Origin of the sequence: Neoroseomonas eburnea (genome assembly GCF_018129005.1) — a bacterium.
GTDB classification, from domain to species: Bacteria; Pseudomonadota; Alphaproteobacteria; order Acetobacterales; family Acetobacteraceae; genus Neoroseomonas; species Neoroseomonas eburnea.
This window is the reverse complement of the sequence record NZ_JAAEDL010000007.1, coordinates 90,938-104,787: the sequence shown is the minus strand read 5'-3', so window position 1 is coordinate 104,787 and position 13,850 is coordinate 90,938. Positions and strand designations below refer to the sequence as shown.

General features: G+C 71.2%; 12 protein-coding genes. 1 reads left to right on the top strand and 11 read right to left on the bottom strand.

Annotated elements, in window-relative coordinates:
• Nucleotides 1-65: 65 nt before the first annotated feature.
• Together GXW74_RS09110 and GXW74_RS09105 are read right to left on the bottom strand one after the other, a co-directional pair.
• Nucleotides 66-1,214: an acyl-CoA dehydrogenase family protein gene (locus tag GXW74_RS09110; protein WP_211846178.1), complete on the bottom strand. Its 1,149-nt coding sequence runs from the start codon at nucleotides 1,212-1,214 to the stop codon at nucleotides 66-68.
• A gap of 161 nt (nucleotides 1,215-1,375) precedes the next feature.
• A complete protein-coding gene (locus GXW74_RS09105; RefSeq protein ID WP_246523110.1) occupies nucleotides 1,376-4,795 on the bottom strand; it encodes an indolepyruvate ferredoxin oxidoreductase family protein in 3,420 nt (1,139 codons plus the stop codon).
• Between the two features lie 110 nt (nucleotides 4,796-4,905).
• Between GXW74_RS09105 and GXW74_RS09100 the strand changes: the two genes are divergently transcribed.
• Entirely contained in the window at nucleotides 4,906-5,358 is a 453-nt protein-coding gene (locus tag GXW74_RS09100) for an Lrp/AsnC family transcriptional regulator (RefSeq protein ID WP_211846177.1), read from the top strand.
• Nucleotides 5,359-5,721: 363 nt separating this feature from the next.
• Here GXW74_RS09100 and GXW74_RS09095 read toward each other — a convergent pair whose 3' ends face one another.
• The 9 genes from GXW74_RS09095 to ccoN are packed head-to-tail and all read right to left on the bottom strand — an operon-like array spanning nucleotide 5,722 to nucleotide 13,787.
• Nucleotides 5,722-5,904 carry a hypothetical protein gene (locus GXW74_RS09095; RefSeq protein ID WP_211846176.1) on the bottom strand — a complete coding sequence of 61 codons (183 nt, stop codon included), beginning with the start codon at nucleotides 5,902-5,904 and terminating at the stop codon, nucleotides 5,722-5,724.
• Nucleotides 5,901-6,065, bottom strand: coding sequence for a cbb3-type cytochrome oxidase assembly protein CcoS (gene ccoS, locus GXW74_RS09090; RefSeq protein WP_211846175.1), 165 nt, complete (start codon nucleotides 6,063-6,065; stop codon nucleotides 5,901-5,903). Before ccoS ends, GXW74_RS09095 begins: the two co-directional genes overlap by 4 nt.
• 4 nt (nucleotides 6,066-6,069) lie before the next feature.
• Nucleotides 6,070-8,412, bottom strand: a complete 2,343-nt coding sequence (locus tag GXW74_RS09085) for a heavy metal translocating P-type ATPase (protein WP_211846174.1) — start codon at nucleotides 8,410-8,412, stop codon at nucleotides 6,070-6,072.
• Nucleotides 8,409-8,882, bottom strand: coding sequence for a FixH family protein (locus GXW74_RS09080; protein ID WP_211846173.1), 474 nt, complete (start codon nucleotides 8,880-8,882; stop codon nucleotides 8,409-8,411). Before GXW74_RS09080 ends, GXW74_RS09085 begins: the two co-directional genes overlap by 4 nt.
• Before the next feature lie 8 nt (nucleotides 8,883-8,890).
• Nucleotides 8,891-10,405 carry a cytochrome c oxidase accessory protein CcoG gene (gene ccoG, locus GXW74_RS09075; protein ID WP_211846172.1) on the bottom strand — a complete coding sequence of 505 codons (1,515 nt, stop codon included), beginning with the start codon at nucleotides 10,403-10,405 and terminating at the stop codon, nucleotides 8,891-8,893.
• Between the two features lie 28 nt (nucleotides 10,406-10,433).
• Entirely contained in the window at nucleotides 10,434-11,300 is an 867-nt protein-coding gene (gene ccoP, locus GXW74_RS09070; RefSeq protein ID WP_211846171.1) for a cytochrome-c oxidase, cbb3-type subunit III, read from the bottom strand.
• A 13-nt stretch (nucleotides 11,301-11,313) separates the two neighbouring features.
• Nucleotides 11,314-11,535 (bottom strand): cbb3-type cytochrome oxidase subunit 3, encoded by a 222-nt coding sequence (locus tag GXW74_RS09065; RefSeq protein ID WP_246523109.1) that lies wholly within the window; start codon nucleotides 11,533-11,535, stop codon nucleotides 11,314-11,316.
• A gap of 10 nt (nucleotides 11,536-11,545) precedes the next feature.
• Nucleotides 11,546-12,280: a cytochrome-c oxidase, cbb3-type subunit II gene (gene ccoO, locus GXW74_RS09060; RefSeq protein ID WP_211846170.1), complete on the bottom strand. Its 735-nt coding sequence runs from the start codon at nucleotides 12,278-12,280 to the stop codon at nucleotides 11,546-11,548.
• Between the two features lie 13 nt (nucleotides 12,281-12,293).
• The gene (gene ccoN, locus GXW74_RS09055; RefSeq protein WP_408903863.1) at nucleotides 12,294-13,787 is read right to left on the bottom strand and encodes a cytochrome-c oxidase, cbb3-type subunit I; all 1,494 of its coding nucleotides are present in this window, start codon (nucleotides 13,785-13,787) and stop codon (nucleotides 12,294-12,296) included.
• Between the last annotated feature and the right edge of the window lie 63 nt (nucleotides 13,788-13,850).

The following is a 13,850-nucleotide window of genomic DNA, read 5'->3' as shown; positions in this document are numbered from 1 at the left end:
TGCCGTTGGCATTCGGGCTTCGGCCCGGCGCGCGGACGGCCCCGCGCCGCCGCGCCGTGCCGCCGTCAGCGCGCCCCGAGCATCTGCCGCGCCACGATCATGCGCATGATCTCGTTGGTGCCTTCCAGGATGCGATGCACGCGCAGATCCCGCACGATCTTCTCGATGCCGTAGTCGGCGAGGTACCCGTACCCGCCAAGAAGCTGCAGCGCATCATCCGCGACGCGCGAGCAGGTGTCGGTGACGAACCGCTTGGCCATGGCGCAGAAGGCGGTGGCGTCCGGCGCCCGCGCATCGAGCTTGGCGCAGGCGCGCCAGAGCAGCGCGCGCGCCGCCTCCAGTTCGATGCGCATGTCGGCGAGGCGGAACTGGGTGTTCTGGAACTCCGCGACCGCCTTGCCGAAGGCGCGCCGTTCCTTCGTATAGGCCAGCGCGATGTCGAGCGCGGCCTCGGCGCCGCCCAGCGAGCAGGCGGCGATGTTGAGCCGCCCTCCGTCGAGCCCCGCCATGGCGAAGCGGAACCCCTGCCCTTCCTCGCCGAGCAGTGCCGTCGCCGGCACGCGCGCATCCTGGAAGATCACCTGGCGCGTCGGCTGGGCGTTCCAGCCCATCTTGCGCTCATTGGCGCCGAAGGAGAGGCCGGGCGTCTCCTTCGGGATCAGCAGGGCGGAGATTCCCGATGGCCCCTCGCCCCCCGTGCGCACCATGGTCAAATAGAGGTCGGACACCCCGGCGCCGGAGATGAACTGCTTGGTGCCGTTCAGCACATAGCCCTCGTTGTCGCGCGCCGCGCGCGTGCGCAGGGCCGCGGCATCCGAACCCGATCCCGGCTCGGTCAGGGCATAGGAGGCGACGCAATCCATGGTGATCAGCGCCGGCAGGTGCTCCGCGCGCTGCGCGTCGCTGCCGAAGCGGTCGATCATCCAGGCGACCATGTTGTGGATGGAAAGATAGGCCGCGACGGTCGGACAGCCGGTCGCCAGGGCCTCGAACACCACCGCGGCGTCGAGCCGCGTCAGGCCGGCGCCGCCGGAATCCTCGCGCACATAGAGCGCGGCCATGCCGAGCGCCGCCGCCTCGCGCATTTCCTCGACCGGGAAGTGGCGCTCCTCGTCCCAGCGCCTCGCATTGGGCGCGAGGACATCGCGGGCGAAGTCGCGGGCGACGGATTGCAGCTCGCGCGTGGCCTCGGGCAGGTCGAAGAATTGGGTCATTGGGCTCCCCCCTGGAGGCACGATAGCGGAGTGGGGGGAGAAGAGAACTTCTCCCCCCACGCCCCCCTCAACCTTCTTTGGGAATTGGGGACTGCGACGGGGGAAAGTGCCGGGAGACAAAGAAGGGAGGGGGTTTGGGGGAGGTTCTCCTCCCCCAGCCTTCACTCTGCGGCGATCGCCGGCGCCTCGATCGCCGCCAGCCGCGCCCGCACCCCGGCCAGGTTGCGCGCCTTCACATGCCCGAAGCCCTTCACGCCCGCCCAGGCCTCCACCCAGTCGCAGGCCCGCGCATGCGTCGCCGGCGACAGCGCCATGAGATGGCGTTCCACGCCAGCGCGGAACTCGCCGGGCAGGGCGCGCTCGGTACGGCGTTCCTCGGTGTGCCCGAAGGGATCCAGCACCGTGCCGCGCAGCACCTTCCCGTGACGCAGCCAGCCCATCGCCTTCAGCATCCACGGCCCGAAGGCGCGCTTCCGCGGCAGTCCGGTGGAAGGATCGGCCTTGGCCAGCACCGGCGGGGCAAGGTGCATCTCGATCCGCTGCGTGCCGGTGAAGCCGCGCAGCAGCGCGTCCTTCCACTCGGGCAGGCTGTGGAGGCGGGCGACCTCATACTCGTCCTTGGTGGCCATCAGGCGATGGAGCTGCGTCGCGACGGCGCGCGAGAGGCGTTCCTCTCCCGGCAGCGCCGCCTGCTCCGCCGCGCGCACCCGCGCGACGAACTCGGCATAGCCGCGCGCGTAGCGGGCGTTCTGGTAGGCGGTGAGGTCGCCGACACGGCGGGCGACCAGCGCGTCCAGCGTCTCCGCGGCATGGGCGGGCGGGGCGAGGTCCTCGAGCGCGGCGGCACGGCCGCGGGCGAAGGCCTCCTTGTTCAGCGCCACCTGTGCGCCGTTCAGTTCCAGCGCACGCCCGATCGCCTCAGCGGACAGCGGCACCAGCCCACGCTGATAGGCGATGCCGAGCAGGAAGACGTTGAGGTAGACGCCGTCGCCCAGTTCTTCCGTGACGCGCGTCGCGCCCGGCAGGGCGATGGTTTCGCGGCAGGCGGCGCGGATGCTCGCGAGCATCTCGGCGGCGTGGTAGCGCGTGCCGGTGTCCTTCACGAACTGCGCCGTGGGCGCGAGGTCGGCGTTCACCACCGCGGCCGTGCGCCCCGGGCCGAGCAGCGGCCGCGCCGTCCGCCCATGCGCCACCACCATGTCGGCGGCGATCAGCAGGTCCGCGGAGCCGGCACCGATGCGCGCGCCGGCGATGCTCTCGGGCGCCGCGCCGGGCGCGCCGATGCGGAGCTGCGCATAGACGCCGCCGCCCTTCTGCGCGAGGCCGAGGAAATCGAGGCTGCGCACCGGCCGCCCTTCGAGATGCGCCGCCTGCGCCAGGATCGCCGCCAGCGAGGAAACCCCCTGCCCGCCCACGCCGGCCATCAGCAGGTTCCAGGCTTCGCCCTGCACCTCGGGGCGCACGGGTTCGGGCGGCGCGGCGCCGGAGGCGGTGACCTGGTGCTCCGCCGGCCTGGCGCCGACCAGGGTGACGAAGGACGGGCAGAAGCCGTCCACGCAGGAGAGGTCCTGGTTGCAGGCGGACTGGTCGATCTTCCGCTTGCGGCCGAATTCGGTGTCCAACGGCTCGACGGCGAGGCAGTTCGACGCGCGCGAGCAGTCGCCGCAATCCTCGCAGACGCGCGGGTTGATCATCACCCGGCGTTCCGCCCTGGGCGCCAGGTCGCGCTTGCGCTTGCGACGGCGTTCCGTCGCGCATTCCTGGTCGTAGATGATCGCCGTCACGCCCTTCACGCCGCGCAGCGCCTTCTGCACGGCGTCGAGCTCGGCACGGTGATGGAAGCCGGTGCCCGCCGGGATCAGCGGATTGCCGCGATGGCGGTCCGGGTCGTCGGAGACGATCTCGATGCGCCCGACGCCTTCCGCGTGGAGCTGCGCCGCGATGTGGGGGACGTCGATCTCGCCTTCGGGCGTCTGGCCGCCGGTCATGGCGACCGCGCTGTTGACCAGGATCTTGAAGGTCATGTTGGCCTTGGAGGCCACCGCGAAGCGCACCGTCAGGCTGCCGGAATGGCCCCAGGTGCCGTCGCCGACATTGGCGAAGACGTGCTCCTCGGTGGTGAAGGGCGCCTGGCCGATCCAGGGGATGCCCTCCCCGCCCATCTGGGTGAACAGGTCCGAGTTCCGGTCCATGTTCTTCGCCAGGTAGTGGCAGCCGATGCCGGCCAGCGCGCGCGAGCCTTCCGGCAGGCGGGTCGAGGTGTTGTGCGGGCAGCCCGGGCAGAAATACGGGTCGCGCAGGTGCAGCGGCACCTCCTGCGCGGCGGCGAGCGCGTCGAGTTCGGCGATGCGCTCATGCAGCCGGTTGGTGCGCAGCGGCGCCGGCAGGCGGGCGGCGAGCGCGCGCAGGATCTGGCCGACATCGAGCTCGGTCAGGTCGGAGAGCAGCGGGCGGCCATTCTCGTCCTTCTTGCCGGTGACGCGCGGGCGGCTGGGCGCATGGAACAGCGCGTCGCGGAGCTGCCATTCCAGCAGAGGCCGGCGGTCCTCGATGACGAGGATCTCCTCCAGCCCGTCGGCGAAGGCGCGCGCCGCCTCCTCGTCCATCGGCCAGGCGAGGCCGACCTTCCAGATGCGCAAGCCGTGCTCGCGCGCGAAGGCCTCCGAGATGCCCGCCTCCTCCAGCGCCTGGCGGAAGACGGCATAGGCCTTTCCGCGCACGGCGATGCCGAAACGGGCATCGGGCCCGTCGAGCACGATGCGGTCGAAGCCGTTGGCGCGGGCGAAGGCGACCGCATGCGGCAGCTTGAAGTGGCGCAGCCGCTCTTCCTGCGCGAGCGGCGTGTCGCGCAGCCGGATATGCAGCCCGTCCGGCGGCACGGGCAGGCCGACCGGATCGCGCGTCGCGTAGCGCGCCGGGTCGAGCAGCACCGTCATCGACGCATCCATCGTGTCCGCGACGCATTTCATGCCCGCCCAGGTGCCGGCGAAGCGCGACAGCGCGATGCCCTTCAGGCCGAATTCCAGCACCTCCGCGACATCGGCGGGGTCGAGCACCGGGATCTCGGCATCGATGAAAGCGTATTCGCAGCCGGAGGTGATGGTCGACGACTTGCTCGACGGATCATCGCCCGCCAGCGCCAGCACGCCGCCCTTCGGCATGGTGCCGGCGCTGTTCGCGTGCCGCAGCACGTCGCCCGAGCGGTCCACCCCCGGCCCCTTGCCGTACCAGATGGCGAAGACGCCATCGACCCGCCCGCCCGGCGTCAGCCCCACCTGCTGCGAGCCCCAGACGGCGGTGGCGGCGAGGTCCTCGTTCAGCCCGGGCTGGAAGACGATGTCATGCGCCTTGAGCCGCTTCGCCTGCCGCGCCAGCTCCTTGTCGAAGCCGCCGAGCGGCGAGCCGCGATAGCCCGAGATGAAGCCACCCGTCTTCCATCCGAGCGCGGCGTCCATCTCCCGCCGCAGCATGGGCAGGCGGACCAGCGCCTGGGTGCCGGTCAGCAGCACCGGCCCGCCGCTGGCGTCCCAGCGTTCCTCGAGCGTCGCGTCGGGTCGGATGATGCTGCCCATGACGGTCATGTTGGGCGGTCCCCCGGGTTCTGCCAATGGCAGGATGATGGGGCCGGCTTCGCAGCGTTTTCTTCCGTTTCCTGTTGTGCAGCGCCGAAAATGCGGAACATGCTTCCGCCATGGACGCCACCGACCGCCGGATCCTCCGCGCCCTCTCCCGCCGGGCACGCCTGACCAATGCCGAGCTGGCCGAGGAGGTGGGCCTCTCCCCCTCCCCCTGCTGGACGCGGGTGAAGCGGCTCGAACAGTCCGGGGTGATCCAGGGCTACCATGCCGTACTGGATCAGGCGGCACTCGGCCTGCCTGACACGGTGTTCCTGGAAGTGATGATGGAACGCCACGACGACGAGAACCTGAAACGCTTCGAGGAAGCGGTCAGCGCCATGCCCGAGGTGCTCGAATGCTGGCTGGTGACGGGCGAGTACGACTACGTGCTGAAGGCCGCGGTCGGCGGCACGGCGGGGTATGAGCGCCTGCTGCGGGAGAAGATCTACCGCCTGCCCGGCGTGCGCCACACACGCACGGCCTTCACGCTGCGCTGCCTCAAGCGTGTGCTGTCGCCGGTGCCGTGATGCCTTGCGCCCCCATATCGCCGGGCCTTGCTGCCGCCCTGTCGGCGGCCAAGCGCAGCAGTTTCGCGCGCGGGCCTGATGGCGCGGCCGCGCCCGGAATCAAGGCCCCGATGCCGAGGCAGCCGAAAGGCTGACCGGTATCAAGCGTCGGACGGCGACCAACCGTGCGGCCGCTTTGGCCTCGCCTCGGGCCGCAAGGCCAGGCAGGCCCCGTGGGCCTCAGAGACCGTGTGGAAAGTCCGGCACCGGCCCGCACCCCGGCCCGGCCACCCACGTCAGCATGCTGGAATGGGTGGCCGGGTGGGGATGCGGTCCCGCGCCTGACCTGGAAAAGCGCCGCACGGCGCCTTTCCATGCAAACTCTCAGTGCTGTTCCTTCTCGTCGTAATGCACCTTGATGCTGTTGAAGGCGTTGAGCACGCCGAACAGCAGCATGCCCCAGCCGAAGATGGAGATGCCGACGTCGCGCGCCGCCGCCGCCGTGAACAGGCCGAGCAGCGCGATCGCGCCGTAGAGCAACATGAACAACACGCGGGAACCGCTCATTTCGGCGTCTCCTTCCGGGGATGATCGTCGTCGAAGAGGATGCGGGACGCCGCACCCTCAAGGTCGTCGTACTGGCGCGACCGCAGCGCCCAGAGGAATCCCAGAAGCCCGAGGAACCCCAGGAAGAGCGAGACCGGCACCAGCACCAGCAGCGAATCCATCGCCCTACTCCTTTCCCGCGCGCAGCGCGTTCAGCACGACGATGAGGGAGGAGGAGGCCATGACCAGCGCCGCGATCAGCGGCGTCACCAGCCCCGCCATCGCCGCCGGCACCGCCAGCACGTTGTAGACCAGGGAGAAGACGATGTTCTCCCGCGCGATCGCCTGTGCCCGCCGCGCCGTGCGGATCGCCGCCGGCAGGGCGGACAGACCTTCCCGCTGCAGCACCAGGTCGGCCGCGGTCTGCGCGAGGTCGGTCGCCCCGGCGGGGCTCGCCGAGACATGGGCGGCGGCAAGCGCCGCGGCGTCGTTGATGCCATCGCCCACCATCAGCGGGCGGTGGCCCTCCGCCGTCAGCGCCTCGATCCGCGCCTGCTTGGCGATGGGGTCGGCGCCGGACCGCCAGGCGGGCACGCCGGCCTGCCAGGCGAGGCCCGCCACCGCGCCCTCCCCGTCGCCGGAGAGCAGTTCGGCCGGCAGCCCGAGCGCCTTCAACGCGGCGACCGAGGCCGGCGCGTCGTCCCGCATGCGGTCGGCGAAGCGGAAGGCCACCGGGGCGGACTCGCCCTCGCGGAAGGCCAGCGTCATGCCGTCGGTGGACGGCCCCATGCCGCAGAAGGCGGTGGAGCCCAGCCGCGCCGCGCCGGCTTCGAGGCCCTGGCCCGGCACTTCCCGCACGCCTTCGGCGAGCGGCGCATCCGGGCAGGCGCGCAGCAGCGCCTGGGCGAGCGGGTGGCGGGAGGCCCTCGCCATCCCCGCCGCGCGGCGCAGCAGCGCCGGATCCTGGCCCGCGGGGATCAGCACCGGGCGGCCTTCGGTCAGCGTGCCGGTCTTGTCGAGCACCGCATGGTCGGCGGTCGCGAGCCGCTCCAGCGCGGTGGCGGAGGTGACGAGCACGCCGCGGCGGAACAGCGAGCCCACCGCGACCACCTGCACCGCCGGCACGGCGAGCGCCAGTGCGCAGGGGCAGGTGATCAGCAGCACGCAGACGGCGTTGACCAGAGCGACCTGCCAGGGCGCGTCGAGCACGCCCCACCAGGCGGCGAAGGTGGCGGCGGCCGCCAGATGCACGACCGGCACGTAGAAGCGGGAAGCGCGGTCGGCGATGGCGACGAAGCGGCCCTTGGCCTGCTCCGCACGCTCCAGCAGCCGCGCCATGGCGGCGAGCGAGCCGTCCTTCGCCGCCGCCGTCACCGTCATCGCGAAGGCCGCGCCCATGTTCACCGCGCCGGCTGGCAGCGCATCGCCGGCGGCAAAGCTGCGGGGAACGCTCTCGCCCGTGGTCGCTGCGGCGTCGAGCAGCGCGTCGGCCTCCGCCACGCCGTCCAGCCGCAGCCGTTCCCCCGCCGCGATCAGCACGCGGTCGCCGGCGGCGACGTTCTCCGCCGGCACCGCCTCCGTGCGGCCATCCGGCAGGACGCGGCTGACGACGCCTTCCTGCAGCGCCAGCAGTTCCGCGACCGACTGCCGCGCCCGCCGCCGCGCCGCGCGGTCGAAGACGCGGCCGGCCAGCAGCAGCGCCAGCAGCATGGTCGCGCCGTCGAACCAGGTGTAGGGGCCGTTGCGCAGCGTCTCCGACAGGCTCATCGCCGCCGTCGCCAGCACGCCGAGCGACACGGCGAGATCCATGCTCGGCCGCCCCGCGCGGATCGCCGCCCAGGCCGATCCGTAGAAGGGCAGCCCGGCGATCAGCACCACCGGCATGCCGATCAGCGCCGCCAGCCAGTGCAGCGCGTGGCGCAGCGCGGGCCCCATATCCCCGCCGACCCAGACGGCGACGGAGATCAGCATGATGTTCATCGACCCGAAGGCCGCGATGCCGAGGGCGCGGGTCAGCGCGCGCCCCTCGGCATCCTCCGTCGCGCGCAGGCAGGCCGGCGACCAGGGCGCCGCGCGAAAGCCGAGGCGCGCCAGCAGCGCGACGAAGTCATTCGCCCGCGCCGCCTCTCCCCGCCAGGTCACGGTCAGCCGCCGGGCCGAGAGCGAAGCGCGCGCGGAGAGCACATCGGCCTCCGCCGCCAGCGCCTGCTCCACCAGCCAGACGCATGCCCCGCAGGTCAGGCCGGAAACGACCAGTTCCAGCCGCTGCGTGCCGTCGCGCCCGGCGCTGACGAAGGGGGCAAGGTCGAGACCCGGCGCCATCGCGTCCGGCTTCAGCGCGCCGGCTTCCGTCTCCCGCCGGCGGTAGAAGGCATCGAGGCCGAGGCCGGCGACCAGCGCGTGGGCGCCCTCGCAGCCGGTGCAGCAGAAGCGCCCCTGGCCGGGCGCGAGCGGCGCGCCGCAATGCGCGCAGGCGGCCGTGCTGACCGTGTCCGGGGCAAGCGGTGCGGCGCGGCCGATCAGGCTCATCGGACGGTGACCCGCTGGCGGATGTCGAAGGGCGCCTCGTTGGGACCGTAGAGGGTGAGGCGCGCCTCCCACTGGCCGGGGCGCGGCGGGTCGATCTCGGCCGTCCAGCGCCCGCCGCCGGTCGGCGTGAAGGCCAGCGGCAGTTCGAGCCCTTCGAGCGGCCGCAGCAGCACGCCCTCGACACGGCCATGGACCGGCCGGCCTTCGCGGTCGGTCGCCGCGACGCGCAGCGCGCCGCCGGCGAGCGAGACCTCCGCCTTCCAGCCGAGCGCATCCTGCCGCGCGGCTTCGGCCAGCACCGTCTCGTAGCCCCGGCCACGCTCGTAGGAGCGCGGCACGGTCACGCCGGTGAAGGTGGAAACCGCATAGTAGACCATCACCATGTTCACCGCGACGACGAGGCCCATGCCGCCGGCGAAGGCCCAGGGGATCCAGCGGCTGCGGTTCGGGTCGTGCGAGCGGTCGTTCATCGCGGCGCTCACGGCCTCGGCCCCAGGAAGGCGCTGGACTGGCTCGCCGCCTCGCGCCCGTTCGGTTCGAGCAGGCGGAAGGTGACCGGCGTGGATTCCGCCAGCCGCGCACCGGCGGGCGCGGTCAGCAGGACGCGGTACTGCGAGATGGCGTCGGCGCGCCGCGCCAGCAGCGGCCGGCCCTGCGGGTCGTGCTCGGCGTCCTGCACCACCATGCGGAAGCCTTCCGGCGCGCGCAGGTCGAGCACCAGCGGCGTGTCCTCCCGCCGCTTGTTGACGATCTTGACGGTGTAGCCGTTGCGGATCGCGCCGTCGGACAGCCGGACGAAGAGCGGCGCGCGGTCGCGCAGCACGGTGACATCGAGGGTCGAGCGCAGCAGGAAGGCGCCGAGCATGGCCAGCGCCACCACCGCAATCGCGCCGCCATACATCATCGTGCGCGGGCGGATGAAGCGCGGCATGTGGCGTGCCGCCATGCCGGCCTTCTGCCGTTCCGGCCCCGGCGCCATGCCGGCGGTCGCGGCAGCGCTCGCCGAGAGGTTCTTCAGCGTCTCGAAGGCGATCAGCCCCTTGGGCCGGCCGAGCTTGGCCATGACGCTGTCGCAGGCATCGACGCAGAGCCCGCAGCCGATGCATTCGAGCTGCTGCCCGTCGCGGATGTCGATGCCGGTCGGGCAGACATGGACGCAGGCGAAGCAGTCCACGCAGTCGCCGACGCCTTCGGCCTTCGCCTTGCCGCGCGGCTCGCCCCGCCAGTCGCGGTAGGTGACGACGAGGGAGTTCTCGTCCAGCATCGCCGCCTGGAAGCGCGGCCAGGGGCACATGTAGGTGCACACCTGCTCCCGCGCCCAGCCGGCGAGCAGGTAGGTGAAGCCGGCGAACAGGGCGAAGAAGAAATAGATCTGGATGCTCGCGGCGCCGGTCAGGATCTCCATCGTCACGGTCGGGGCGTCGGCGAAGTACATCACCCAGGCGCCGCCGGTCGCCGCGGCGATCAGCAGCCAGACGGCATGCGTCAGCCCCTTGCGCGCCCAGTAGTTGGCGTTGCGCGGCCCCTGGTCGAGCTTCATCCGCGCGTTGCGGTCGCCCTGGATCCAGCGCTCGACGAACATGAACAGGTCGGTCCAGACCGTCTGCGGGCAGGTGAAGCCGCACCACAGCCGCCCGAACAGGGAGGAGACGGCGAACAGCGCGAAGGCCCCGAGGATCAGCGCGCCGGTCAGGAAGTAGATCTCCTGCGGCCAGATCTCGATCCAGAAGAAGAAGAGCCGGGCATTGGCGATGTCGACCAGCACGGCCTGGTCGGGCATGCCCGGGCCGCGGTCCCACCGCAGCCAGGGCACGAGATAGTAGAGCGCCAGGCAGAGCATGAGCACCGCCCACTTCACCGAGCGGACCTTGCCGAAGACGCGCTTCGGATAGACCTTCTGGCGCGTCGCGTAGAGCGGCTGCGCCGCGGCGGAGACGGGGGCCTCCGCCGGACGATCGGCCTTGGCGCGGTGCGGTGCTTCGACGTTGCTCATGGCAGCTCCGGCTCCCGGGCGGGAAGGATTACTCCCCTCCGCCCAGGGAATGCACGTAAACGGTCAGCATGTTCACGATGGCCGGGTCGAGACGGCCCTGCCCCCAGGCCGGCATCACCCCGGCGCGGGCGTTGCCGATCATGGCGACGATGTCCCGCTTGCTGCCGCCGTAGAGCCAGACCTGGTCGGTCAGGCGCGGCGCGCCGAACTCGCGGTTCCCCTCGCCCCGGTCGCCGTGGCAGGAGGCGCATTGCTCGGCATAGAGCGGCGCGCCGCGTCCCGCCGCCGCCTGGTCGGTCGCGCGGCCGGTGAAGGACAGCACGTGCTCCGCCACGTCGTTGATCTGCGCGGCGGTCAGCAGGCCGTCGGCCCCGAAGCGCGGCATCTGGCTCTGGCGCTGGTCGTCGCTCTCGTTCGAACGGATGCCGTGGCGGATGGTGTGCTGGATCGCCTCCAGCGTGCCGCCCCAGAGCCAGTCGTCATCGGCCAGCGAGGGGAAGCCCCCCACCGCGCCCTGCCCGCCCGCGCCGTGGCAGCCGGCGCAATTGTTGGCGAAGGCGACGCGGCCGCCGGCGGTGGCGAAGGCCCGCATCTCCGGGTCGGCGGCGATCTGCGCCGGGGTCGCCTCCCGCAGCCGCGCCATCATCGGCGCGTTGCGGGCATTGGCCTCGGCCACCTCGGCCACCACCGCCTCGCGGGCGATCCAGCCCGAGGTGCCGCGCCAGCCCGGGATGGAGGGGTAGATCACCACCCAGACGGCGCTGAAGGCGATGCAGGCGTAGAAGGTCCACAGCCACCACTTGGGCAGCGGCGTGTTCAGCTCCTTCAGCCCGTCCCATTCATGGCCGGTGGTGTCCCGCCCGGTCAGGCTGTCCTTTTCGATCTTCGTCGGCATCCTCGGATGCTCCTCAGCGGCTGGCGTGCGCGTCGCCGCGCAGGGCACGCGCGGGCCGATCGCCGCGCAGGGCGCGCGCGGGCGGGTCATCGCGCAGCGGAATGTCGGCCTGGGCTTCGTAGTGGCTCTTCCGCGACGGCCGCAGCACCAGCCACAGCATCCCGAGGAAGAGGACGAAGAACCACACGACCCAGAGCGTGCGGAACAGGGGAAGCAGGTCGATCAGCGAGTCCATCCTCCCCTCCTCACGGCTGGCGCAGCTGCGCCGGGGTCACGTCGCGGAAGTCCACGAGGGTCCCGAGCATCTGCAGATAGGCCACCAGCGCATCCATCTCCGTCACCCGGCCGGGGTCGCCGTCGAAGGCGGCCTGGCGGGCGCGGGCGTAGCGGCCCTGGAAGCCGGAGGCATCGGCATCGGGGCGCGCCTGCGCCTCGATGTCGGCCCGCGCATTGGCGATCATCTCGTCGCTGTAGGGCACGCCCGCGATGCGCAGCGCGCGCAGCCGGTCCTGGATGTCCGAGTAGTCGAGCGGACGGTCGAGGAAGGCATAGGGCGGCATCACCGAGGCCGGCACCAGCGCGCGCGGGGAGCGCAGATGCGCCGCATGCCAGTCATCCGAGTACCGGCCGCCGACGCGCGCGAGGTCCGGCCCCGTGCGCTTCGATCCCCACTGGAAGGGGTGGTCGTACATGCTCTCGGCGGCGAGGCTGAAATGGCCGTAGCGCTCCAGCTCGTCGCGGAAGGGGCGGACCATCTGGGAATGGCAGGTGTAGCAGCCTTCCCGCACGTAGATGTCGCGGCCCATCTGCTCGAGCGGCGTGTAGGGGCGCACCCCCGAGACGCGCTCGATGGTGGTCTCGACCGCGAACAGCGGCACGATCTGCACCAGGCCGCCGATCGAGACGGTGATGAGCGTCAGCACGCCCATCAGGATCAGGTTGCGCTCGATGACGCCGTGGTCGCGAAGCCAGCGGAACATTCGCGTATCCTCCTTATTCCGCCGCGACGGCGATGGCGGGAGCGGCCGCGGGCTCAGGCTCGAGCGCCTCGCTGCTGGTCACCGTCTTCCAGAGGTTGAAGGCCATGAGCAGCGCGCCGGTCAGGTACAGGACGCCGCCGAGGGCACGGATCACGTAGTAGGGGTGCATCGCCTCCACGGTCTCCACGAAGGAGTACTGGAGGAAGCCGAGCTCGTCATAGGCCCGCCACATCAGGCCCTGCATGATGCCCGAGACCCACATCGCGGTGATGTAGAAGACGATGCCGAGGGTCGCGAGCCAGAAGTGCCAGGCGATCAGCTTCTCGCTCCACATCCCCTTCTTCCGCCACAGCACCGGGAACAGGTAGTAGAGCGCGCCGAAGGTGATGAAGCCGACCCAGCCCATGGCACCCGAATGCACGTGGCCGATGGTCCAGTCGGTGTAGTGCGACAGGCCGTTCACCGCCCGGATGGACATCACCGGGCCTTCGAAGGTGGACATGCCGTAGAAGCCTACGGCGGTGACCGAGAACCGCAGCGACGCATTGGTGCGCAGCTTGTCCCACGCGCCCGAGAGCGTCATCAGCCCGTTGATCATGCCGCCCCAGGACGGCATCCAGAGCATGACCGAGAACACCATGCCCAGCACCTGCGCCCAGTCGGGCAGCGCGGTGTAGTGCAGGTGGTGGGGCCCCGCCCAGATGTAGAGGAAGATCAGCGTCCAGAAGTGCACGATCGACAGCCGGTAGGAATAGACCGGCCGCTCGGCCTGCTTCGGAATGAAGTAGTACATCATCGCGAGGAAGCCGGCGGTCAGGAAGAAGCCCACCGCATTGTGGCCGTACCACCACTGGATCATCGCGCCCTGCACGCCGGCCGGCGCGGAATAGGAGATCGCGGAACCGAGGCTCGCCGGGATCGAGATGTTGTTCCCGATGTGCAGCATGGCGATGGTGATGATGAAGGCGAGGTAGAACCAGTTCGCCACGTAGATGTGGGGTTCCTCGCGCTTGACGATCGTGCCGCCGAAGACGACCAGGTAGATCACCCACAGCACGGTCAGCCACAGGTCCACGTACCACTCCGGCTCGGCGTATTCCTTGCCCTGGGTGATGCCGAGCACGTAGCCGAGCGCCGCCATGACGATGAAGAACTGGTAGCCCCAGAACAGGAACCAGCCCGCGTCCTCGCCGCCGAACAGCCGCGCGCGGCAGGTCCGCTGCACCACGAACAGGGAGGTGCCGAGCAGCGCATTGCCGCCGAAGGCGAAGATCACGGCGCTGGTGTGGACCGGGCGCAGCCGCCCGAAGGTGGTCCATTCCAGATCGAGGTTGAGCAGCGGGAAGGCCAGCTGCGTCGCGATGAGGACCCCCATCAGGAAGCCCACCACGCCCCAGAAGGCGGTGGCGATGGCGAAGGCGCGGATCGGCGCCTCGACATAGGTCGCCTCCCTTGCCCTCGAGGCCTGCCCCGGAGCCAGGGCGGCGGTTGCAGTTGCTGCTGCCACGACCAGATTCTCCCCATACGGCGGCGCGGCGGAGTCGCGACGCGTGCGATGTTCGGCACACAA